Annotated in this window: 18 protein-coding genes; 8 read left to right on the forward strand and 10 right to left on the reverse strand. The window is 41.5% G+C overall.

What is annotated here, in order from left to right:
• Window positions 1–140 precede the first annotated feature (140 nt).
• The gene (locus JK635_RS00545) at window positions 141–1,040 is read left to right on the forward strand and encodes a TetR/AcrR family transcriptional regulator (protein ID WP_202651369.1); all 900 of its coding nucleotides are present in this window, start codon (window positions 141–143) and stop codon (window positions 1,038–1,040) included.
• 27 nt (window positions 1,041–1,067) lie between these two features.
• On the opposite strand, the gene JK635_RS00550 is transcribed toward JK635_RS00545, so the two are convergent.
• From JK635_RS00550 to JK635_RS00570, 6 genes are all read right to left on the reverse strand, one after another.
• Complete coding sequence (locus JK635_RS00550) at window positions 1,068–1,460, reverse strand: hypothetical protein (RefSeq protein WP_202651371.1); 393 nt, start codon at window positions 1,458–1,460, stop codon at window positions 1,068–1,070.
• A 130-nt stretch (window positions 1,461–1,590) separates the two neighbouring features.
• Window positions 1,591–2,076, reverse strand: coding sequence for a PaaI family thioesterase (locus JK635_RS00555; protein ID WP_202651373.1), 486 nt, complete (start codon window positions 2,074–2,076; stop codon window positions 1,591–1,593).
• Window positions 2,077–2,262: 186 nt separating this feature from the next.
• A complete protein-coding gene (gene adhE, locus JK635_RS00560) occupies window positions 2,263–4,866 on the reverse strand; it encodes a bifunctional acetaldehyde-CoA/alcohol dehydrogenase (RefSeq protein WP_202651375.1) in 2,604 nt (867 codons plus the stop codon).
• A 47-nt stretch (window positions 4,867–4,913) separates the two neighbouring features.
• Window positions 4,914–5,210: a hypothetical protein gene (locus JK635_RS24040; RefSeq protein ID WP_235887793.1), complete on the reverse strand. Its 297-nt coding sequence runs from the start codon at window positions 5,208–5,210 to the stop codon at window positions 4,914–4,916.
• A gap of 47 nt (window positions 5,211–5,257) precedes the next feature.
• Entirely contained in the window at window positions 5,258–6,241 is a 984-nt protein-coding gene (locus JK635_RS00565) for a VanW family protein (protein WP_202651377.1), read from the reverse strand.
• A gap of 272 nt (window positions 6,242–6,513) precedes the next feature.
• Window positions 6,514–6,948, reverse strand: coding sequence for a universal stress protein (locus JK635_RS00570; RefSeq protein WP_202651379.1), 435 nt, complete (start codon window positions 6,946–6,948; stop codon window positions 6,514–6,516).
• Window positions 6,949–7,210: 262 nt separating this feature from the next.
• Here JK635_RS00570 and JK635_RS00575 point away from each other — a divergent pair, with 262 nt between their 5' ends.
• Window positions 7,211–9,871 (forward strand): cation-translocating P-type ATPase, encoded by a 2,661-nt coding sequence (locus tag JK635_RS00575; RefSeq protein WP_202651381.1) that lies wholly within the window; start codon window positions 7,211–7,213, stop codon window positions 9,869–9,871.
• A 70-nt stretch (window positions 9,872–9,941) separates the two neighbouring features.
• On the opposite strand, the gene JK635_RS00580 is transcribed toward JK635_RS00575, so the two are convergent.
• The 4 genes from JK635_RS00580 to JK635_RS00595 all read right to left on the reverse strand — a co-directional run bounded on the left by JK635_RS00580 (window position 9,942) and on the right by JK635_RS00595 (window position 15,092).
• Entirely contained in the window at window positions 9,942–10,787 is an 846-nt protein-coding gene (locus JK635_RS00580) for a hydrogenase small subunit (RefSeq protein ID WP_202651383.1), read from the reverse strand.
• A gap of 173 nt (window positions 10,788–10,960) precedes the next feature.
• A complete protein-coding gene (locus JK635_RS00585; protein WP_202651385.1) occupies window positions 10,961–11,950 on the reverse strand; it encodes a proline dehydrogenase family protein in 990 nt (329 codons plus the stop codon).
• 227 nt (window positions 11,951–12,177) lie between these two features.
• The gene (gene ftsZ / locus JK635_RS00590) at window positions 12,178–13,503 is read right to left on the reverse strand and encodes a cell division protein FtsZ (protein ID WP_438803813.1); all 1,326 of its coding nucleotides are present in this window, start codon (window positions 13,501–13,503) and stop codon (window positions 12,178–12,180) included.
• A gap of 401 nt (window positions 13,504–13,904) precedes the next feature.
• Window positions 13,905–15,092, reverse strand: coding sequence for an aminotransferase-like domain-containing protein (locus JK635_RS00595; protein WP_202651387.1), 1,188 nt, complete (start codon window positions 15,090–15,092; stop codon window positions 13,905–13,907).
• A 236-nt stretch (window positions 15,093–15,328) separates the two neighbouring features.
• Here JK635_RS00595 and JK635_RS00600 point away from each other — a divergent pair, with 236 nt between their 5' ends.
• The 6 genes from JK635_RS00600 (at window position 15,329) to JK635_RS00625 (ending at window position 21,440) form a co-directional block, all read left to right on the forward strand.
• On the forward strand, window positions 15,329–16,306 hold the full coding sequence (locus JK635_RS00600) for a 2-hydroxyacid dehydrogenase (protein WP_202651389.1): 978 nt from the start codon (window positions 15,329–15,331) through the stop codon (window positions 16,304–16,306).
• Window positions 16,307–16,489: 183 nt separating this feature from the next.
• A complete protein-coding gene (locus JK635_RS00605) occupies window positions 16,490–16,900 on the forward strand; it encodes a hypothetical protein (protein ID WP_202651391.1) in 411 nt (136 codons plus the stop codon).
• Between the two features lie 160 nt (window positions 16,901–17,060).
• Window positions 17,061–18,203: a CAP domain-containing protein gene (locus JK635_RS00610; RefSeq protein ID WP_202651393.1), complete on the forward strand. Its 1,143-nt coding sequence runs from the start codon at window positions 17,061–17,063 to the stop codon at window positions 18,201–18,203.
• An 85-nt stretch (window positions 18,204–18,288) separates the two neighbouring features.
• Window positions 18,289–18,477 (forward strand): alpha/beta-type small acid-soluble spore protein, encoded by a 189-nt coding sequence (locus tag JK635_RS00615; protein WP_202651395.1) that lies wholly within the window; start codon window positions 18,289–18,291, stop codon window positions 18,475–18,477.
• Window positions 18,478–18,704: 227 nt separating this feature from the next.
• Window positions 18,705–20,093 (forward strand): TldD/PmbA family protein, encoded by a 1,389-nt coding sequence (locus tag JK635_RS00620; RefSeq protein WP_202651397.1) that lies wholly within the window; start codon window positions 18,705–18,707, stop codon window positions 20,091–20,093.
• Window positions 20,094–20,096: 3 nt separating this feature from the next.
• On the forward strand, window positions 20,097–21,440 hold the full coding sequence (locus tag JK635_RS00625) for a TldD/PmbA family protein (RefSeq protein WP_202651398.1): 1,344 nt from the start codon (window positions 20,097–20,099) through the stop codon (window positions 21,438–21,440).
• The last annotated feature ends 65 nt before the right edge of the window (window positions 21,441–21,505 follow it).

Here is a 21,505-nt window from a genome sequence, read left to right on the forward strand (position 1 = left end):
TTTCATAATTACCTATAATAAACTCACTGTTCAATTTTTGCAATAAAAAAATCTTCATGATTATTGATTTGTCAGGTTACCAAAAATAAGGTACTATAAATTTGTACAATCGGTATAATATGATGTCAAGGTGATTGTTTATGAATGACCGCAAACAACATGTGGTAAAAATGGCCCATCAGTTGTTTATTGATAAAGGATTTCAGTCCACTTCTATTCAGGATATTTTGGAATACAGCGGGATCTCCAAGGGGACTTTTTATAATTACTTTTCCTCAAAAAGCGAATTATTAACAGCCATTTTTAAAATGACTGATTCAGAATTGGAGAAAATACGGAATGATTTATTAATTGGCCAAGATCCCGCAGACATCGAGATTTTTATTAAACAAGTTGAAATGCAATTAAAGACAAATCGAAAAAATAAAATAATTACGCTATTCGAAGAAGTAATGATCTCTAAAGATGATGAGTTAAAGCGGACCATCGAAGAGCGTAAAATCCAAAATATTCGCTGGATTTATCATCGGTTGACTGATATTTTTGGCATCGACAAAAGACAGTATCTACTCGATTGTGCCATCATGTTTATGGGAATGCTCCGAGAAAATATCAAGTTTTACCAATTGGCTTATGAGTCCGATGCCAATATTAGCCAAGTCGTCCGCTATACCGTAAATCGTTTGGTTCATATGGTAAACGAAATAGTGCAATCGGAGGAACGGTTAATACCTGTTCAAGCCTTGGAGCGTTGGCTGCCGGACTGCAATCGCCATGTTCGTTCTTTTAGGAAAAAGCTTTTGCACCAGCTTTTTATTGTAAAAAATATCTTACATCAGCAAAACAATCAGCAGCTCAATTATGGAGATTTATTGGATTTTATTGAAGAGGAATTATTGGATGCTAAAAATCCACGGAAATTTCTCATTGACAGCGTTCTCCAAACATTGCAGACGGTGGAGGATAAAAAAGTCCAGGTAGAACTTCAGGAACTAAGTATCTTGGTTCAAGAGTATTTTGACCAAATTGACGCCAAATGACCCCTGTCAGAGGATAGGGGTCATTTTCTATGTATTACCAAATGATGGCTTTTGAATCTCCCAGACAAAATAATTGCTCGTATAGGGTCTTACCTCCACAACTGCATCCTCACCATTTTTCGTAAAGATTAGCCCGGAGCCCATTTTTTCTTTATAATCCCAGCCTTTTGAACTCATCCAAGTTTTAACCATTTTGTATTGATCGTTCATTTTATTAATCGATATAAAGCGAATCCGTTTTTCCGTCTTGGCAAACTCTACATACTCACAATTTGTGAAATGGAGCTTCGTAACGGAAACAAGCAACGGAATTGGATTCCCTTCCTGAAAAATCGTTGTACCGTAGCTGCTAACGATAATCCCACAAATTAGTATGATAGCTATAAAGCTTGTCAGCAGAAATTTCTTCATGCGTCCCATTAAAACTCCCCCAATACCATATCTCATTTATATAGACGAACTAGAGTGGAGTTTTGTTTCATAAATGGAAATTTTTGATGCAAAAAAATCCCCTTGATCTGTCCATTGTCAAGAGGATTTTTTTCGTTTTTTATTCTTTTTTTAAAAAAGTGCTGGGCATTAGAACCGCGACGACCTCTCCGGTGGCACAAAGCGTATCTTGTGCGAAGACTTCAGCCATGACCTTAAACTTTTTGGGATGAATTTCTTGCACCGTTCCAATTGCCTTCAGCGGAACCCCATTAGGGGTCGGCTTTAAAAAATTCACATGTAAAGAAGCCGTGACAAATCGTGGTGGTTCCACCCCATCTCCCGGTTCATGTCCATTTTTACGATGCAGTGCCAGCGAGGCTGACCCGGTGCCATGACAATCGATGAAAGAAGCAATTAATCCACCGTAGACGAACCCGGGCAAAGCATGGTGTTCCGGTTTTGGTGAATAAATCGTGACCGTTTTGTCCCCCTGCCAGCCTGTGCGAAAATGATGTCCGGCCTCATTTAACCGTCCACAGCCATAACACCAGGCAAAATCATCAGGATATTCATCTTGAATTGCATATACCACTTTTTCTACCATTAGTTTCCCCCCATTATCTGAAAACGCTTGCTACTTTTTCTTTTAAATCATAACATTCAGAAAAACGAGTGGTCAATAACTATAAAATAGCCAACGCCTGATACCGATGATTTGTGTTTGAAACTTGGAAAATCTGACGTCAGCCTAAAAAAGGTGTCAGGCACCGAAGGCCTGACACCTTTTCCATTAGACTCCTTTATAAGCGAGACGGTATAGTTCTGCTAATTCAGTGACGAGCGGCAGTTTTGGATTGGCGGTAGTGCATTGGTCTTCGAAGGCACGGTCCGCTAAGTAATCCACTTTTCTCTCGAATTCTTCTTTATCAATATTATTGGCTTCCAAACTCATAGGAATGTTTAGCTCTTTTGCGAGGCGAATAACCGCTTGAATTAAACTTTCCACGCCCTCCTCCGTTGTTCTTGCTGGTAAGCCAAGTGTTCTGGCAATCTCTGCATAGCGCTTGTCGGCGACGAAATGATTATACTTAGGAAAAGCAGCAAACTTCTCCGGCTTAGTCGCATTATACCGGATCACATGCGGCAGCAATACTGCATTGGCACGGCCATGAGCGATATGGAACTCAGCACCTAACTTATGTGCTAGGCTGTGGTTGATTCCTAAAAAGGCATTCGCAAACGCCATTCCGGCAATTGTAGAAGCATTATGCATTTTTTCCCGAGCTTCTTCGTCGTTTCCATTCCGATAGGCTCTTGGAAGATATTCAAATACCAGCTGAATGGCTTTCATCGCCAGTCCGTCGGTATAGTCGTTGGCCATGCAGGATACATAAGCTTCGATCGCATGTGTTAAGACGTCCAAACCTGTATCTGCCGTTACCTGTTTTGGCACGGACATGACAAATTGTGGATCAATAATTGCGACATCCGGCGTTAATTCATAATCAGCCAACGGATATTTTACGTTTGCCTCTTTATCGGTGATAACCGCGAACGAAGTTACTTCTGAACCGGTACCTGAGGTTGTCGGGATCGCCACAAATTGTGCCCTTTCACCTAAATGTGGGTATTTCACAATCCGTTTGCGGATGTCTAAAAACTTTTGCTTTAAGCCAAAGAAATCGGCATCCGGGTTTTCAAAGAACAGCCACATTCCTTTCGCCGCATCCATTGCTGAGCCGCCTCCAAGGGCAATAATCACATCCGGCTGGAATTTAGCCATCATATCGGCACCCTTCATCACCGTTTCAATCGATGGATCCGGCTCAACTTCCGAAAAGATCTCACAATGGACATAGTCCGGGCGTTTCCGTAAATAGTATAGGACTTTATCCACATAGCCAAGCTTCACCATGAATGGATCGGTCACAATAAATGCTTTCGAGATGTTCGGCATTTTAGCTAGGTATTGAATTGAATTCTTTTCAAAATAAATTTTTGGCGGAACCTTAAACCATTGCATATTCACGCTACGCTTTGCCACCTTTTTCACATTGATTAAATGGATTGCCCCTACATTTGTTGATACAGAGTTGCCGCCATACGTACCACAGCCAAGTGTTAAGGAAGGAAGATAAGCGTTATAAATATCGCCAATTGCCCCTTGAGAAGATGGCGCGTTGACAATAATCCGGCCGGCCTTCATTCTAAGACCAAACTCTTTGATCGCCTCATCATTGGTGGTATGAATCACCGCAGAGTGGCCCAGGCCGCCAAATTCCAGCATTTCCTCTGCTCTTTTTAGACCTTCTGCAAAGCTGTTAACCTTATAACAAGCTAAAACCGGGCTTAGTTTTTCTCTTGATAGCGGATATTGCGGTCCAACCCCCGCTAACTCAGCCACTAAAATTTTTGTTCCTTCTGGTACAGTTACTCCTGCCATTTCAGCGATTTTGGCAGCCGGCATCCCAACAATTTTGGCATTAACCGCACATGTTTGTTCATTGATAACCAATTTTTCGACCAGTTTCTTTTCGTCTTCATTTAAGAAGTAGCATTTATTGGCAATCATTTCGGCTTTTACTTCTTTATAGATTTCTTTATCAATAATAACGGCTTGTTCAGAGGCACAAATCATCCCGTTGTCAAAGGTTTTTGATAAAATTAAGTCATTGACTGCCTGTTTAAGATTAGCTGTTTTTTCAATATAACAAGGAACATTCCCTGGTCCGACGCCAAGTGCAGGTTTTCCGGAACTATAGGCCGATTTGACCATTCCTGCGCCGCCGGTTGCTAAAATCAACGAGATTTTATCATGGTTCATTAAAGTTTGGGTTGCCTCCAGTGATGGTGTTTCAATCCATTGAATGCAGTGTTCTGGTGCCCCTGCTTTGATAGCGGCGTCTCTTAATACACGTGCCGCTTCGCTGCTGCATTTTTGTGCCGATGGATGAAAGGCAAAAATGATCGGATTTCTCGTCTTAAGTGAAATTAACGCTTTAAACATCGTCGTTGAAGTTGGGTTCGTGACTGGAGTAACGCCGGCAATCACGCCAACTGGTTCGGCAATTTCAATGATTCCTTCTAGTTCATTTTCGTTGATAACTCCTGCTGTTTTATCGTATTTAATATTGTGATAGATATATTCTGTTGCAAACATATTTTTTATGATTTTGTCTTCATAAACACCGCGCTTTGTTTCTTCAACAGCTAATTTTGCCAGCTGCATATGCTGATCAAGGCCGGCTAAAGCCATTTGTTTGACAATTTCATCAATCATTTCTTGATCAATCTGCCGTAATTTCTCTAAAGCTTGAAGGCCATTGTTTACCAACTGATCAATCATTTCCGGTACATTTTGCATTTGTTTAACTTCTTTTTCTTTGACAGCCATTATGATCACTCCCAATAAAAAGTTTGTAAAAAATATCACATATAAACTTAAAAAATAGCTGTTAGCTTGCTAAGAAGTATTTCAACTATTTCTGATATCATCATAACATTTGTACAGCAAAAAAAGATTGTGAAATATTGAACAAACTTTGATAAAAATGTATATAGATTGTTAACGTTAGTAACCATTTTAATGTAAAGCGCTTTACATTCCATTGAGTAACTTTCTAGAAGGCTGGTGGTGCCAGCTGTGATGAAAACGGCTGGGAAATGACCAGAAAATAATGTGAAAGCGCCCTTTAACGACGCTTTCGCTTCAATTTGTTTGAAAAAATTTTTTATCATTCACCCTTCTGATAATATTGGCCATTCTTTAGAATGATCGATCACCACTAATTCCCTTTGGCGTATAGCTGCTGATATTTGGCAGATGTTCTGATCTGCACAGTCAATTTCCCCTGTTGGTAGATTGTTTTAATTAAAAACGGAACACCGGTGGTATTTTGAAAGCGAAAATCTTTACCGCCATATGAAACGGTGGCATCACGGCCAGCAGGCACATAGCCGACGGATAAGGAGTGATGATGCCTTTCTATATAACTAACCCCGACTTTATCAACGGCATTAAACAATGTCGAAGATGTTTGGCAAATTCCTCCGCCAATGCCATCGACCATTTTTTTGTTAACAATTTCCTTGGCCTTCTGATACCCATGAGCCGCATCACTAGGACCTACCGTTGTATTAAATGAAAAATAATCCCCGTCTCCGACAATAATATTATTTATCGAACGGGCTGACAGTTCAATATTTCTAGCCCGCCCGGCGACACCGCTGTTAAAATAGGTGGTATACGATGCCAGAACAACATCGTCTAAACTGGCAATCTCTTCAGGATTATAACCGCTTTCCTTGACATAAATCGGGAGTTCCACGTCGCCGCCGGTTACCGATGCTGTCAATATGCGTTCCACTAATTCCTTCTCTTCTAATATGACTTGCGGCTTTCCTTTGATGATCTTGCCATGTTTGACCTGATCCAGCACCATCCTTTGGTCATATCCCGGTTTTGTATCTGTTCCCCGCGCCAGCTCCCTCGCCCATTTTTCGAGTTCTCTCTTATAGGCGGCTGGATTGGTCTCAAATCCCAGCTCCGCCGGTAAAATGGTCTTGATTACTTTTTGGGTGTTCGGATCAATGACATTGACGACAACCGTCTTTGGTTCATCTTCCTGCTTTTGTTCCTCTGGAGCCCGAGTTTCAACTTGCTTGGTTGGTTTCGTTACTTTTTCGGCCGCCTCCTTTACAGAACAACCGACAAGTCCTAATAAACTCCCGGATAGTAAAATTGAAACCGCCCATTTCCCCTTTCCCATTTCACTGCTTCTCTCCTCTTATTCTTTTATGAGCTGTTTGAACTATACAATTGTTTCCAGCCAAAACATCATATTCTTATCGGAATATAAAAATGACAAAATAACAGCCCGATATTTTCCATTCGCTAATCTGAATAAATGCAGAATGAATGACAAACAAATTAACCAAACATTGCTATTAATCTGAGACTATTATAGTAGGCTGAAAATGTCGAAGCTGTCCCTTTATTAGCTAAAAAAAAATCGGCCAAGTGACCGATTAGTAGATGGGATTATTTTTGGGGAGGAACAATTAATACTGGAACTTTCGCTTCGTGAAGAATGCCATTAGAGACACTGCCTAAAACCACCCCTTTTACAGGTCCCATCCCCCGTGTACCAATGACAATATGCGTTACTGCCAGTTCTTTTGCTAGCTTGCAGATTTGCTGGACAGGGTCGCCGATTCTCATCAGCAGTTCATAGTCAATATTTTTTGATTTTAAATAATCAACCGCTGGCTTTGTTGCATTTTCAAATAACTCCTGCTGATATTCTTTGATTAGTTTTTCACTGATAAATAATTTCGTATGAATCATATTGAACGAAGGCTGGACATTTACTAGAAAAAGCTTGCTTTGAAAGGCGGCCGCCAAACGTTCAGCTTCCTTCAATGCTTCAACAGAATTGATTGAACCATCCACAGCCACTAAGATCTTCTCTGACAATTTTAAAACCTCCTTTTTGAAAGCAAAAAAACCTTTTATATATTTTCAAAAGATCCTGATAATGCTTATTTCGCCAAGAAGAACCAAAATTCCTTTTTTTATTACAAACTATTACTCCGTTTCATTTTAACATTTCACCAATTGGAAGATTTCGAATAATTTATGACTTTATCCCGCTTCTTTAGTCAGAAACTAGTTCCTATGGTTTAATTAAACTAGAGGGAATTTCCATTTTTATGACTATTGAAAGGAGGCATTGGTGATGTGGCATTCAAAAAAAGTGACGGAGGTTATCACTGAAATGGGCGTCGATCCTGGTGCGGGTCTGTCGAGCAGTGAAGCCGAGAAACGATTAGAACAATTTGGTCCCAACGAATTCCGTGATCACAAAAAGACAGCGATTTGGAAACTGTTTTTCTCACAAATTAACAGCATGCTCATTTATATTTTAATTGCCGCTGCACTTATTTCGCTATTTATTGGTGAGTACAGCGATGCAGCCATCATTGTACTCGTCATCCTGCTGAATTCAGTAATCGGGGTTATTCAGGAAACCAAGGCAGAAAAAGCTCTCGAAGAACTGAAAAAATTGGCCACTCCAAAAGCAATCGTCAAGCGTGATGGAGTCGTGCAAGAAATCCCTTCGGAACAGCTTGTGCCCGGCGATATCGTGGTGATCGATGCAGGACGGTTTATCCCTGCTGATATACGCTTAATTGAAACGGCTAATTTAAAAATTGAAGAATCATCGCTTACCGGGGAATCAGTACCTGTGGACAAGGATGCAGACTGGCAGGCAGCGGAGGAAAAGGTGCCAATAGCCGACCAGCACAACATGGCATTTATGTCGACCCTGTCTGCTTACGGCCGTGGTATTGGCATTGTCGTCAATACCGGAATGAACACCGAAATTGGAAAAATTGCCGCCCTCCTTGGAGATCAAAAGCAGGAAATGACGCCATTACAGGTTAAATTAGCAGAGCTGGGGAAAATTCTCGGGATTGGCGCTGTCCTTATCTCCCTCGTTATTTTTCTGATTGGCTTCTTCCAAGGAAGGGTAGCCCTTGATATGTTTTTAATTGCTGTCAGCCTAGCTGTTGCTGCGATTCCCGAAGGCCTGCCGGCGATTGTTACGATTGTCCTGGCACTTGGCGTTCAGCGGATGATCAAGCGGCGCGCGATTGTCCGAAAGCTGCCCGCTGTTGAAACACTTGGTGCTGTCAGCGTGATTTGTTCTGATAAAACAGGGACGCTGACACAAAATAAAATGACGGTAACAGATGTTTTTGTCAATGGAACCTATGCCCCGCTGGCTTCATTAAAACTAGAAAACCAATATGAAAAGTTGTTTTTCGAAGCGCTTGTTTTATGTAATGATGCCGTTGTGACAACAGCGGAACAATCGGGCGACCCGACAGAAATAGCCCTTGTTGCTGCGGCAGGAACGGTTGGAATTGACAAACAACTGCTGGACCATCGCTATCAGCGCGTAAGAGAAATTCCGTTCGACTCCGAGCGAAAAATGATGACGACCGTCCATCAAAATAAAGACAATTTTTTGGTGATGACAAAGGGTGCCTTGGAAAGTCTCCTGCCGAAAGCAGCCACAGTTATTTTGAATGGCCAGAAAGTTCCGCTTTCAAGGACTGAGACAGAGAGGATTATATCTCAAGCTAATGCAATGTCGGATAAGGCACTAAGAGTCCTGGCGATTGCCTATAAGGAAGTTCCTCAGGTAGCTGACTTGTCAGCTGAAGAGCTTGAGAATAATCTTACCTTGCTTGGATTAACAGGAATGATTGACCCGCCAAGAGTGGAAGTAAAAGCTTCAATTGTTCAATGTCATAACGCCGGCATCAAGACTGTAATGATTACTGGTGATCACCAAAAAACGGCTTTTGCTATTGCCAAAGAGCTTGGAATCGCCAGCAGTGACAAGGAGACGATGCCCGGTAACGAAATCGATACCCTCACTGAAGATGAACTGAAAGAAAAAGTCAAAAAGATTCGGGTCTTTGCTCGCGTCTCTCCTGAGCATAAAGTGAAAATCGTAAAAGCGCTTAAGGCCAACGGAGAAATTGCCTCAATGACAGGAGACGGCGTCAATGATGCTCCTTCACTGCAGCAGGCTGATGTTGGAGTAGCTATGGGGCAGAGTGGTACCGATGTGGCCAAAGGGGCCGCTGATATCATTTTAACCGATGACAACTTTGCCACAATTGTCGCAGCTGTGGAAGAAGGCAGGAATATCTATCAAAATATAAAAAAAGCAATTCTATTCTTGCTCTCCTGCAATTTAGGCGAAATTATTACTTTATTCTTCGCCATCCTGCTTGGCTGGCCCACTCCGCTGACGGCAGTACATATCTTATGGATTAATTTAATCACGGACACTTTCCCAGCTATCTCGCTGGGCCTTGATCCGGACGATCCGGATGTAATGAAAGAACGGCCGCGGTCGATCAGAGAAAGCATTTTTGCCCATGGCAGCGGCCTGTTTACCTTGATCAATGGAGCAATTATTGGTTTCATTACCTTGTTCGCCTTCATTGCCGGGCTAGCTTTTTATACAGGATCAGAAAGCTTATTTACAATTGACTTTGCCGATGTCCCACAGGATGCCTTGATTCATGCACAAACGATGGCCTTTATCACTTTAAGTGTTTCGCAGTTATTCCATGCCTTAAATTTGCGGAACCAACATAAATCGATTTTCCAAGTCGGCCTATTTTCAAATAAATATTTACTGGCGTCAATTTTATTTGGTATTAGTATTCAAGCAGCATTAGTCAACATCCCATTTTTTAACAACATTTTTGCCATCCATTTTTTAACCATCAAGGATTGGCTGCTGATTCTTGCCCTCTCACTGCTGCCGATTATTCTGAATGAGCTTTGGAAAGCAGGAAAACGAATTCTTTAAACGTTTTGGAAAAAAACTGACTTGCATAAAAGAAGAGGCTGTCCAACATTTTAGGACAACCTCTTTGCTGTTACTTTCGCTTCTTCGGATAGAATCCGCCTTTATCCCAAAAGCCTTCTTCAGAGCAGCCAATGCAAGTAAATCCGGCAGCAATGCAGCGATCCATCCCCATTGATTCACAACAATTGAATGCTCTCGGCCCCTTACAGCCAAGTTTAAATAAACAATAGCCTTTTTGGGCTGTTTCATCATCATAAGATTGGGCAAACAACTTTTGATCAAAAAATGGTTTGCGATGGCAAGTCATATGAACCGTGGTTTGATAAAAAGCCTTAGGACGCATCTTTTTATCAAGTTCCGGTAACTCCCCATGAAAATGGATATGCAATAGCGTACCAATCATCACTTCCGGAATAGGGGGACACCCTGGTACAAGGGCCACTGGAGTTTCCTCCGGTATGATCGATCTAACATCAACTGAATCGGTCGGGTTACTGCCTGCAGCAGGCAGCCCGCCCCACGCTGAACAACTTCCAAAGGCAATAACAGCTTTGGCATGTTTCGCTGCCTGGATAATTTCCTCTCTGACAGATTTACCGGCAATCATCAGATATTCATCACTTTGCGGAATCCCGCCTTCAACAGCAAGGACATATTGACCTTGATATTTTTGAAAAATGGATTCCTTATGTTCTTCAGCTTGGTAGCCGCTGGCTGCAGATAAAAGCTCGCTATATTCTAATGAAATAAAATGAAGAATGGTGTCCAATGTGGTGGGTTCGACTGACCGGAGAAACGCCTCCTTACATCCGGTGCAATCCAATGCGCTTATCCAAATTACCGGAAGCCGCTGATTAGTGCGTTGTAACATCTCCTCCGAAACATCGATTGTTTCTAACCAGTTGTATTGTGTCATAGGATCCGTTCACCTCTAAGCCTTTCTTTGCAATGAATCTGTCTAATTGGAGTATAGGCTTTATCTTCACGATCTGTCTACAATATTGTGAAATGTTTAACAAAAAATCCTTTAAACTATAAACATGTTTATTAAAATAAAAACCCCCATTTCTGGGAGTTTTTCGAAAATAGTTATTTTTTACAGTTCTTCTTTTCTGACTTCGTTAATCTGCCGAGGAAGAAGGCTCCGGCAGCCACACCGATCACGGTGTTGGTTTTCTTATTAAATACCTGCTTCATGACAAGGTTTAAATTCTGTGGTCTTTCTGCCAGACGGCGCATGAAATAGCCGTACCAGTCGCTGCCGAATGGAACATAGGTACAGAAATTATAACCTTCACTGGCGAGTTTCAACTGCAGATCTCGACGGAAACCATATAGCATTTGGAACTCAAATTTATCATTTGGAATATTGTGTTTTTTAACAAATGCCTTCACGTGATTAATAACTCGATGATCATGCGTAGCAATCGATGTAAACTTACCGTTTAACAAATGCCATTCAATCAACTTAATATAGTTTTCATCAATATCTTTTTTATCCTGATAAGCAATGTCTGCCGGTTCTTTATAAGCTCCCTTTACAAGGCGGATGCGGAAATTTTGATATTTTTGCAGATACTCAAGCGCTTGATGAAAATAAGCCTGAATGACGGTACCAACATTGTCATATTCTGCTGATAAATCATCTAACAGATCAAACGAAGGCTGTAGATGCTTATAGTCTTCCATATCAATGTTAACAAACATATTATATTGGTTAGCTCTGTCCACGATTTCTCTAACATTTCCCTTGCAAAAATCGTAATCAATATCCAATCCTAACTGGGTTGGTTTTAACGAAATGTGGGCATCCACTTTGTTCTCGTGAATCGCCTCGACCACTTTAAGAATTTGTTCTTTGGCAGCAGTAGCCTCTTCTTTTTTAAAGACAAATTCACCTAGGTTATCTACTGTACAGGAGATGCCATGAGCATTTAACTCTTTAATACTATGAATCGCTTCCTCAATATTTGTACCGGCGACTACACTTTGTGCACCCATTTTTAGGCCGTATTTTTTAGCGGCACTATTGAGAAATTGGTTTTGTGATAAGGCAATAAAAAAATCTTTTAAAATCATTTTAATTACTCCTTATATATTAGATTAATATAACTAGAAATATTATAGCATAAAGTTTCACTAAAAATAAATTTGGCAATTTTCTTAATATAGTAATTTCAAAAATATTACTTTCCTTTTTTCGATCATTTTAAAGTGTCTTTTGTAAAAGATACTACTGAATCATTTATTGTTTTTTGATGAATAATGAAAAAACGCCTGGTTATCCAAGCGTTTTCGTCTAAAACTTATCTATCCGTTCTGTTTTTGCGTTTTCGTAAAAAGGCCGGAATGTCAAGAAAATCACTATCCGTTTGCCCTAAGCTAGTGCTTTTATCATCAAATTCAACAGAAGTATCCCAACCATTGGAAGGTTCGTGAATCTGTGTTTTCGACACTCTTTTTGGCTCATATTCATACTGCTGCTGATTGAAAGAAAAACCACGTTCCTGTTCTCGCTGCTGTCCCTCTAGGCGAATCGCTCCCACTGATCCAGGCGCCATCCGTTGTTCACGTTTAAATGAATCCTGATCATTGCGCAATCCTGGTAATCTACCTGAAGTTCCGCGAGAACTCCTGTGGATGAAAAGGTCTCCGTCAGCTTTCGTTTTCGGAGTTTCCCTCTCCGAAAAGCCAGTGGCAATGACCGTTATCATAATTTCATCTCTCAGATTTTCATCAATGATCGATCCAAAAATCATATTCAGATCTTGGTCAGCTGCAGCGGCTACGATATCGGCTGCTTCCTGAACCTCAAATAAACTTAAATCAGTGCCGCCAGTTATATTCATTAAAACGCCTTGAGCCCCATCGATCGAAGTTTCCAGCAATGGACTGGCAATTGCCTTTTTCGCTGCTTCAACGGCACGCCCTTCGCCTTTTGCCGTTCCAATCCCCATTAAGGCTGTCCCTTGATTTGACATAATCGTTTTCACATCGGCAAAGTCCAGATTAATTAGCCCCGGGACAGCAATTAAATCGGAAATCCCTTGAACTCCTTGGCGAAGAACATTGTCAGCTTCACGGAAAGCCTCAATCATAGGCGTCCGCTTATCGACAATTTGTAATAAGCGGTCATTGGGAACAATAATTAGGGTATCGACCGCCTGCCTCATTGCCTCGATCCCAGCTGCTGCATTCACCTTACGCTTATGACCTTCAAATCCGAAAGGACGGGTCACTACACCAATCGTTAAAGCACCAAGTTCACGCGAAATTTGGGCTATCTCCGGTGCAGCACCAGTTCCGGTGCCTCCTCCCATTCCAGCCGTAACAAATACCATGTCTGCCCCTTGAAGGGCCTCATGAAGCTGCTGCCGGCTCTCTTCCACTGCTCTTCTGCCAATTTCCGGATTGGCTCCGGCACCCAAACCTCTGGTCAAAGAAGCGCCAATTTGCATCTTGATCTCTGCCTTAGAAAGTTTAAGTGCCTGTGCATCAGTATTGACGGAAATGAACTCAACCCCTTGTACGCCATCTTCAATCATGCGATTGACAGCATTATTACCACCGCCGCCAACGCCGATCACTTTGATTTTCGCCGCCTGATCTATATCCATATCAAAATCCCACATGCTTATTCCTCACTCTCATTCCATTGCATATTCCTTATTCGGAAATTGTTCGCTGTCATTATCAATAAAATAATGAATCTATTAACTAGAATTATACACAAATTATTTGGAAATAGGTTTACTTATAAGCATTTAATCAAAAATTAATTTGCTTAAAATATATTTGTTACATAAAGTGAAACTTCCATCAGTGGGGGTTTTGTTCATCCCCCACTGATGGTTAGTTGAATCAATCGGACCTTTACGGGCAGTTGATCTTCCCCATCTAGATTCCTTGTAGACTTGGACTCCCCGAGGTGGGGATCTTACTGCCCGTTAAGGCGGGATAAACAGTTTTTTGATAGAAAAAAACCCCCGCAATCTGCAGGAGTTTTCCACTTAGTGTCAGACACGATAATTATCTAAACCACCGGCACGGAAGTGAGTATATCCACTAAGCGATCCATACCCAGTTTTATTTTATCTGGAGTTGAATGGCTGAAATTAATCCGGAATGTATTGAGCTTTGGTTCATTGACGTAAAACTGTGCCCCCGGTACAAAGGCAACGCCTTTTTTTACGGCTTCAGCGAGCAAAACGGTCGTATCAATATGCTTCGGCCCTTCGACCCAGATAAACATGCCGCCCTTCGGTTCTTTCCAGGAAAACAAGCCCGGTCCAACTTGATTTAAGTATTCTTTCATCATCGTCATCCGTTCATAATACACAGAACGGATCAGCTTAATATGTGCCTCAAGGTCAAAATCACAAAGCAGGTGATACAAAGCCTGTTGGTCAATTGAACTGGAATGCAAATCATTCATTTGTTTCGCTTGAGTCATCATTTCTAGCACTTCAGCCGGTCCGGTCACCCAGCCCGTTCTTAACGCAGGCACGACAGATTTTGAAAAAGTACTGGTATATAACACATGGGTCTGCTCCTTATCGTAGGAGGCAATTGGGTGGTACACTTCATCTTGATGGAATTGAATATCACTGTACGGATCATCTTCCAGAACAAGCACATCAAATTGATAGCAAAGCTTGAGAAGCTGCTGTCGCCGCTCGGCACTCCAGGCCTTGCCATCCGGGTTGGAGAACGTTGGTATAACATAAACGAATTTAGGCTTATACTGTTCTATTTTTGCTTTAAGATCTTCCGGGTTCATCCCGTGTTCGTCGCCCTTAACAGCAACAACGCTTGCCCCATAGGAGCGGAACACCTGTAAAGCTGCTAAATACGTTGGATCCTCCGTTAAGACGATATCTCCGGGAGCAAGCATCACCCGTGAAAACAAGTCAATGGTTTGTTGTGACCCTGTCGTAACAAGTATTTTGTCAGGATTTGTAAAAATGCCTTTCCGCTCCATTTTCTCTTGTATTGCATCTCTTAGGGGTTTAAATCCCTCAGTTGCCCCATATTGCAATGATCCTTTCCCAGATGCAAACACCTTTTCATACGCACTTTTCACGGCATCTATCGGAAAAATATCTTCTGCCGGTAATCCCCCTGCAAACGAAATGACATTTCCTTGTTGAATCACTGCTAAAATATCTCTAACTGCAGAAGATTCATAGTTTTTCGTTAAGGGTGCAAATGAGTAATTCATTCGAAGTTTCCTTCTTTCTTTTTATGGGTTTGACTAATTTTAAATAGTCAGAAAATTATTATAGTAGTATTATAAGGCAAACTTCAAAACTTTCAAGAGTTTTTTTGTAATTTTTTGAAAAATATCTTAGGAGTAAATGTGTTTATTGCACACCACTGCTTATGCTATTATGATATTATTTTAAAGTATAAAAATATTTAGCTGTTTAATCAATTTATTCGGAGTTGACCATCCCAATGAAACGAAAAATAATCGCTTATAATTTTGTTTTGCGAGAAGTCCTCGACCCTTTAAAAGATGATTATGAGATTGAATTTTTTGAAAATATTAATCCCCAAACCGCCCCCGCCTTTATCCATTCATTAAAAAATGCCGAGGGGATTATTGGTCTGGCCTTACCGGTTGATGCAGAACTGCTTGACCTTGCACCTAAACTTAAAATAGTTGCCAATAACTCAACCGGGTATAATAACCTTTCAGTTGATGAAATGACAAAACGAGGCGTAATGGCGACAAACACCCCCGGGGTTCTGGAGGGGACAACGGCTGATGCCATATTTGGCATTCTCCTTGCGGCGGCCAGGCGCATTCCAGAGATGGATCAATTCGTGAAAACCGGACAGTGGCAGCACTATTTAACAACCGAACAGTTCGCACTCGATGTTCACCATAAAACGTTAGGGATTATCGGCATGGGGAAAATTGGCTCCGAAATTGCCAAACGCGGTCACCTTGGCTTTGATATGAGAATTTTATATCACAATCGAACAAGGAATATCGCAGCCGAGGAAAAATTTGACGCTACCTACTGTGACCTTGATACATTGCTTAAAGAATCCGATTTTGTCGTGTTGATGACGCCGCTTACACAAGAGACCGAGCATTTAATGGGGGAACGGGAGTTTAAGTTAATGAAACAATCGGCCATTTTCGTTAATGGCTCACGCGGAAAGACGGTCGATGAGGCTGCACTGATTGAGGCCTTAAAAAACAAACAAATTCATGGTGCAGCATTGGATGTTTACCAAATCGAGCCGATTAACCAGGATAACCCCCTGCTCCAATTTTCGAATGTCGTCACAACGCCGCATCTCGGCTCAGCAACCTTTGAAACAGAACTAAAAATGGCTGAGCTGGCACGGGAAAATTTAATCGCTGGCCTGAGTGGTAAACGTCCACCAAACCTAGTCAATCCCGAGGTACTTAACTACTAAAAGGACGCACTTTCTTGTGTGTTCTTTTTTTCATAAATTGCACGGTTGTATATTTGAAATTGCTTTCAAATAACCTTGACCAACTCCCGCTTCATTTTCTTCCCGATAACAAGCAACACCAAATCGAAAAAATGTGTTATTATTAAATAATGGGTTCCAATAAGAAAGAAAGGGTGTTGGTTCTTGAGTAGGTCGATCGAAACAATATATATATTGGAAAATCCGGAGAAGAATATGGTTAAATTCGCTACTGATTACCAGCTACGCTATGACGATATTATTAAAGAAGTGTTCGGTGTAGCCTGTTTAAATGATTTATCGATGATGATTCAGTTCAACAAAAGTTTCCAAGATAGCATTTGCAAGAAAGATGGCATAACTGCCGATAAAATTTCCCTCAATTGCGTTATCCGAATTGCTTCAAGAAGTGAATTGCTTCAACTAAAAAACCAAATTCTTGCAGATACAGAACAAAATCAAGCACCAGCGGCCACCATTCCCTGTCCGTTTGACAATATTATTCAATTAAAAGACGGAATTTATCAATGGGACGAGGAACATTCGCACTATGTTCGAATTACGGTTGTTGCCTAACATTCAGCGGACTAACACATATCTCGAATAACGTACACCCCCTCAAAAAATGGTTTCTTGAGGGTTTTTATTTATCTCCAGTTGACTTATGCATTGAGTTAAAAATGGGTACAATTTTGATATTTAACCTTCATATTTTTTCTCGGAGGTGAGAAATGCAATGAAAAGATTTTTTGTTCTCCTCATATCGATTGCGCTGCTCTATTTTTCTTGGCCGGCGATCGAGCAAAAACTCGGTTTGACTGGCGACAATCATTCCATTAAGGAAATTCAATCCGAAATTAATAGCATGAAAAGCGATCCGAAAATCATTGCCGCTTTCAATTCTTTGTACGATAATGTGCAACAAGTTGTCAACCAACTTGCGCTTCACTTGAATAAACAGCCGCTCGGTAATCAAACGGAAGAACAATCTCCGGGTGAAAAAATAAACTTAAAAACGCCGGCTGAGCAATTGTTTTCCATCCATAATATTGAACTTGGTGAAACCAAAGCAAAGATTGAACAACAATTAGGACCGGCAAACCGTTCCTCAGCTAATGAGTATGGGACAAATTGGTATGCCTACCATGACCACTACAGAAACTTTTTCATGGTAATGTACGACCAAAACAATAAAGCTGCCGGATTATATACCAATCAAAATCTGATTGCTTCGAAAAAGGGAATCAAACTAGGAACTTCTAAAGAATCAGTCCGTAAGCAGCTCGGGGAACCATTAAACCGTATTCAAAAGGGATTCATGATTTACCAGCTTGAAAAAGACCGCGATTATGATGTGTATTTGTTAAACGATGTTTATATCACAATTTTTTATGATAAACATGAGGGAAATACGATTACAGCCATCCAGCTAATTACTAAAGACATGGAACAAGGAAAAACAGAATTATATCCAAAGGCGAGTGCAAACTTAAAACAAGGCCTTGAGTATCAACTATTTGATTTGACGAATGCTGCCCGAGTTGAGCACGGACTTTCCATCTTGAATTGGGATCAGCATGTTCAAGAAACCGCACGAAAACATAGCACCGATATGGCGGTTCATCACTACTTTGATCATACCAATCTGAAAGGACAATCCCCTTTTGATCGAATGAAAGAAGATCATATTATTTTTTACCTGGCTGGAGAAAACCTTGCTTACGGCCAATTTAGCAGTATTTTTGCCCATGAGGGTTTGATGAATTCGCTCGGACATCGTGAGAATATTTTACGGAAAGGTTATAAATATTTAGGTGTTGGGGTTGCCTTTAACGATCAATCACAGCCCTACTATACCGAAAACTTTTATGCTAAATAATCCGCTTAGGAATTAGGTTTTTCAAACAGGTTATATTATATACGAGCAATGATTTGCTCAAAACTTCGTTCGGGAGTGATGGATCATGGCGAGAAACAAACTTTTGGTTCCTGGTGCAGACAATGCTCTTGATCAGATGAAGGAAGAGATTGCAGGCGAGTTTGGAGTCGAGCTTGGTGCTGATACGACCGCACGAGCAAATGGTTCCGTCGGTGGTGAAATGACAAAGCGCCTAGTCGCCCTCGGCGAACAAGTAATGAAAAAGCAGCAATAACAAAAGGGTCAGTCCGCAATCGATAGGGCTGACCCTTTTAAGTTGACTAATGAAGTAATATTTTCCCATAACATATCGTTTTATATTAACCATTATCGTGAGAAATGTTGTATGATGAAAACGTACCATTTTTACCAAGAGGCTTCTGAACAAAATATTCAGAACCTTCCTACTTAATAAATAGAAACTTTCCGATTAGCTAAAAAAAAAATAGGAGGTCTATACGTGTGCTAAGTAAATCATTGATTGAGGACGTACTGACAGCGGCTTTGTCCACGGGTGGGGATTTTTCCGAGATTTTCGTTGAAGATCGGTTTACAAATAATATCACTCTTCAAAGTGGCAAAATAGAAACCAGTCTTTCCGGGCGAGATTTCGGTATCGGGATCCGCGTGTTTAAGGGCTTGCAAAGTGTCTATGCCTATACCACCGATCACAGCAAGGATGGCCTGTTAAAGGCGGCGAAAAACGCGGCACAAGCGATCAGTGGAAATAATCTCATTCAATTACCCCCACTAGTACATGAATCAGTTGAAACGGTTCACCCCGTTCAAGTGCTGCCGCTGGAGGTCGAAAAAGCACGGAAGGCTGCGATTATGAAACAGGCGTATGAAACGGCGAAAAACTATCATTCTAGCATTTCTCAAGTAAAGGTTCGCCTTATGGATGAGGAACAGAATGTGATAATCGCTAACTCCGAAGGAAATTGGATTGAAGACAAGCGGGTTCGTTCAAGATTGGCGATTCAGGCAATCGCAGTCCGCCATAACCAAATGGAAACAGGCTTTTACGGACCGGGTGCCCATCAGGGATTCGAATTTTTTGAAAATCTCGATATGAATCATTATGCCAGCGAAGCAGCAAGGATAGCAGTCACAATGCTCGATGCCAGCCCCTGCCCCGGCGGAAAGTTCCCGGTCATTATCGATAATGAGTTTGGCGGCGTCATTTTCCATGAAGCCTGCGGTCATGGCCTGGAAGCAACTGCTGTCGCTAAAAATAACTCGGTATTTGCAGGCCATCTTGGAGAAAAGGTGGCTCCGGAGATTGTCACCTATATTGATGACGGCACCCTCCCAAATGAGTGGGGCTCCATCAATATTGACGATGAAGGTGAAAAAGCGAGGAAAAATGTTCTTATCGAAAATGGGATTCTAAAAGGCTATTTAATCGATAAATTCAACGCGCGCCGGATGGGAATGGAATCAACCGGTTCAGGGAGAAGAGAATCCTTCCGTTTCGCTCCAACCTCAAGAATGACCAATACGTATATTGCACCGGGAAAATCAACACCCGAAGAGATCATCGCCAATACCGAGTACGGGATCTATGCAAAATACATGGGTGGCGGACAAGTGAGCCCGGCTACAGGTGATTATAACTTTGCCGTCATGGAAGCATATGAAGTAAAAAATGGCAAGCTAGGCAAACCTCTCAAAGGGGCCACGCTCATTGGAAATGGACCGAAAACGCTGCAGCTTGTCGATATGGTCGGCAATAATTTGGGCCATGGCGCGGGAATGTGCGGTTCCTTGAGCGGGAGTATCCCGGTAAACGTAGGGCAGCCGATGATCCGCGTCAGCGAAATAACTGTCGGTGGAACAAAGGGGGAATAACGAATGAACATCGAGGAATTCCAATCAAAGCTATTCGATGCAGCGCACAGCAGCGGTTTTACAGAGACTGAGATCTATTATGAAAAGAAAGAAGTTTTTGGCTGCCAAATCTACCAAGGGGAAATTGACCAATATGAAATTGCCGAAGACGGCGGCGTTTCTTTTCGGGGCATTTTTAACGGAAAAATGGGTTACGCTTATTCCGAAAAGATCGATGAGGGATCCATCCCCTTCCTGTTAGAAAGTGCCAAAGAAAATACACAGATCCTAAATGAAGAAGAACGTGAGGAAGTTTTTGCCGGCAGCAGCCACTACGAGAAGCGCAATTTTTTCTCAGAATCATTAAATAAAGTGACTATTCCGGAAAAAATCAAGTTTATTCAAGATGTGGAACGGGAAATTTTGGCGGCGGATCCCCGCATTGTTGCCACCGATACCTGCCAGATCCGGACGGAAGCGCTTACTAGATTCCTCATTAATAACAAGGGCTTGTCTCTTTCTGATCGGGTCAATTATTTATATTTGATATTGGAAGTCATCGCCAAAGAGGCGGAGGAAACAAAATCTGCCTATACCTTTCATGTGACAAAGGACTTTCATAGTTTAGATGCGAAAGCCATCGCTCAAAAAGTGGTCGATGAAACACTCTCTCAATTAGGAGCAAGGAACATCGCAAGTAAGGATTACCCAATTCTTTTAAGAAATGATGCCGCGGCCAGCTTGCTGTATACGTTTTCAGCTAACTTTTCCGCTGAAAACACACAGGCAGGTATTTCCGCATTAAAGGATAAACTTGGTGTAGCGATTGCTGCTGATAAAATCACCATCGTTGATGATCCCTTCCTTGAAGACGGATTGGCGAGCAGGACGTTTGACAGCGAAGGGGTGGCTTCTAAGAAATTGACATTAGTCGATTCCGGAACGTTAACATCGCTGCTTCATAATCGTAAAACAGCGGAAAAGGACCGAACTGAAACAACTGGGCATGCCCATAAAGATTCTTATAAAAGTGCTGTTAAAGTTGGACCTTCCAACCTTTTTATTGAACCATCAACCACGTCTTTTGAAAACTTACTGGCATCGATTGATGAAGGTGTTTTAATCACCAATCTTTCCGGTCTCCATTCTGGAACGAATCTGGTATCCGGTGATTTTTCAGTTGCTGCCAATGGATTTTACGTAAAAGATGGGAAAATTCAATACCCGGTAAACTTAATGACTATAGCGGGTAATTTTTATCAAATGCTGCACGATGTTGAGGAAGTTGGCTCCGATTTAACCTTCCCGCTGCTACCAGTCGGCTCCCCATCGCTGTTGATAAAATCGTTATCGGTTACGGTGGAATAAGGTTAATAAAGTGGATTTGCGCGAAGGGTGCAAATCTACTTTTCTATTTTATTAGCGAATTTAAA

This window comes from Neobacillus paridis (assembly GCF_016765675.1).
In the GTDB taxonomy this organism is placed as follows: domain Bacteria; phylum Bacillota; class Bacilli; order Bacillales; family Cytobacillaceae; genus Neobacillus; species Neobacillus paridis.

Bases quoted from the DNA above. Each gene is read 5' to 3' on its own strand.
- JK635_RS00610 (WP_202651393.1), top strand. From the start codon at position 17,061: ATGAAAAGATTTTTTGTTCTCCTCATATCGATTGCGCTGCTCTATTTT.
- JK635_RS00545 (WP_202651369.1), top strand. From the start codon at position 141: ATGAATGACCGCAAACAACATGTGGTAAAAATGGCCCATCAGTTGTTT.
- JK635_RS00615 (WP_202651395.1), top strand. From the start codon at position 18,289: ATGGCGAGAAACAAACTTTTGGTTCCTGGTGCAGACAATGCTCTTGAT.
- JK635_RS00550 (WP_202651371.1), bottom strand. From the start codon at position 1,460: ATGGGACGCATGAAGAAATTTCTGCTGACAAGCTTTATAGCTATCATA.
- JK635_RS00625 (WP_202651398.1), top strand. From the start codon at position 20,097: ATGAACATCGAGGAATTCCAATCAAAGCTATTCGATGCAGCGCACAGC.
- JK635_RS00585 (WP_202651385.1), bottom strand. From the start codon at position 11,950: ATGATTTTAAAAGATTTTTTTATTGCCTTATCACAAAACCAATTTCTC.
- JK635_RS00595 (WP_202651387.1), bottom strand. From the start codon at position 15,092: ATGAATTACTCATTTGCACCCTTAACGAAAAACTATGAATCTTCTGCA.
- JK635_RS00600 (WP_202651389.1), top strand. From the start codon at position 15,329: ATGAAACGAAAAATAATCGCTTATAATTTTGTTTTGCGAGAAGTCCTC.
- JK635_RS00555 (WP_202651373.1), bottom strand. From the start codon at position 2,076: ATGGTAGAAAAAGTGGTATATGCAATTCAAGATGAATATCCTGATGAT.
- ftsZ (WP_438803813.1), bottom strand. From the start codon at position 13,503: ATGTGGGATTTTGATATGGATATAGATCAGGCGGCGAAAATCAAAGTG.
- JK635_RS00575 (WP_202651381.1), top strand. From the start codon at position 7,211: ATGTGGCATTCAAAAAAAGTGACGGAGGTTATCACTGAAATGGGCGTC.
- JK635_RS24040 (WP_235887793.1), bottom strand. From the start codon at position 5,210: ATGATAAAAAATTTTTTCAAACAAATTGAAGCGAAAGCGTCGTTAAAG.
- adhE (WP_202651375.1), bottom strand. From the start codon at position 4,866: ATGGCTGTCAAAGAAAAAGAAGTTAAACAAATGCAAAATGTACCGGAA.
- JK635_RS00565 (WP_202651377.1), bottom strand. From the start codon at position 6,241: ATGGGAAAGGGGAAATGGGCGGTTTCAATTTTACTATCCGGGAGTTTA.
- JK635_RS00580 (WP_202651383.1), bottom strand. From the start codon at position 10,787: ATGACACAATACAACTGGTTAGAAACAATCGATGTTTCGGAGGAGATG.